The 1,540-nt window shown below is 77.3% G+C and carries 1 protein-coding gene; it reads left to right on the top strand.

Annotation, left to right across the window (positions count from 1 at the left end):
• A partial coding sequence (locus ACFV0G_RS39220; RefSeq protein ID WP_380558663.1) for a zinc-binding dehydrogenase occupies positions 1 to 1,540 on the top strand: 1,540 nt, incomplete at both ends.

Genomic DNA, 1,540 nt, shown 5'->3' with positions numbered 1-1,540 from the left:
GTGCCGCTGCGGCAGGCCGAGTTCCGGGCCGTGCGGGCGGGGGCGCCGCCCGCCAAGGCCGCCCCCCGCCGCCCCCCCCGGGGGGGCGGACAGGTCGGGCGGGGGCGCCGCGGGCCCGGCCGCGGGGGCCCACGACCTGTCCGGCGCCGCGCTGCGCGGCCTGCTGCGCTCCGCCCAGGCCGAGAACCCGGACCGGTTCCTCCTGCTGGACCTGGACCGGACCGCCGACTCCGCCGCCGCGCTGCCGGCCGCCCTGACCGCAGCGCTGTCCGGCGGTGAGACCGAACTGGCCGTCCGGCACGGCGAGCCGTTCGCGCCCCGGCTGGCCCGGATCGCCGCCGACGCGGCGCTGACCCCGCCGGAGGACGCCGTCGCCTGGCGGCTCGGCATCCCGGTCAAGGGCACCCTGGAGAACCTGGAGCTCATCGAGTTCCCGCCCGCCGTCGCCCCGCTGGAGCCCGGCTACCTCCGGATCGGCGTCCGCGCCACCGGCCTCAACTTCCGCGACGTCCTCAACGCCCTCGGCATGTACCCGGGCAACGCGGGCCTGCTCGGACTGGAGGGCGCCGGCGTCGTCCTGGAGGTCGGCCCCGGCGTCACCGATCTCGCCGTCGGCGACCGGGTGTTCGGCATGCTGTCCGGCGGCTTCGCGCCCGTTACGGTCACCGACCGCCGGATGGTCGCCCCGATGCCCGCCGACTGGAGCTTCGCCGAGGCGGCCTCCGTCCCGGTGGTCTTCCTGACCGCCTACTACGCGCTGACCGACCTCGCCGACCTGCAGCCCGGCGAGTCCCTGCTGGTCCACGCCGCGGCCGGCGGTGTCGGCATGGCGGCCGTGCAACTCGCCCGCCACCTGGGCGCCGAGGTGTTCGGCACCGCCAGTACCGGCAAGTGGGACGCGGTACGCGCCCTCGGCCTCGACGACACCCACCTCGCCTCCTCCCGCGACCTGGACTTCGAGGAGCGGTTCCGCACCGCCACCGGCGGCCGCGGCATGGACGTCGTCCTCGACTCGCTCGCCCGGGAGTTCGTCGACGCCTCGCTGCGGCTGCTGCCGCGCGGCGGGCGCTTCATCGAGATGGGCAAGACCGACGTCCGCGACGCCGGCCTGGTCGCGGCCGAGCACCCTGGCGTCCGCTACCGCGCCTTCGACCTGATCGAGGCCGGCCCGGACCGGATCAACGAGATGCTCACCGCGGTCGTCGACCTGTTCGGACAGGGCGCCCTCCGGCACCTGCCCGTCACCACCTGGGACATCCGGCGCGCCCCCGAGGCGTTCCGGCACGTCAGCCAGGCCCGGCACATCGGCAAGGTCGTCATCACCGTGCCGCCGCCGCTCGACCCGGACGGCACCGTGCTGGTCACCGGCGCCACCGGGACCCTCGGCGCCCTCGTCGCCCGCCACCTGGTGACCGAACACGGTGCGCGGCACCTGCTGCTCACCAGCCGGCGCGGCGCCGAGGGCCCCCGCGCCGGCGACCACAACCCCCCACCCACCCCCCCCGGCCCCCGCGGGACCCCCGCCCCCCGCGACCCCCCC

The sequence above is a fragment of the Kitasatospora sp. NPDC059571 genome (genome assembly GCF_042735675.1).
Classification (GTDB): Bacteria; Actinomycetota; Actinomycetes; order Streptomycetales; family Streptomycetaceae; genus Kitasatospora.
Note: the sequence above shows the minus strand (reverse complement) of the source record. Positions and strands in the feature narration are given on the sequence as shown.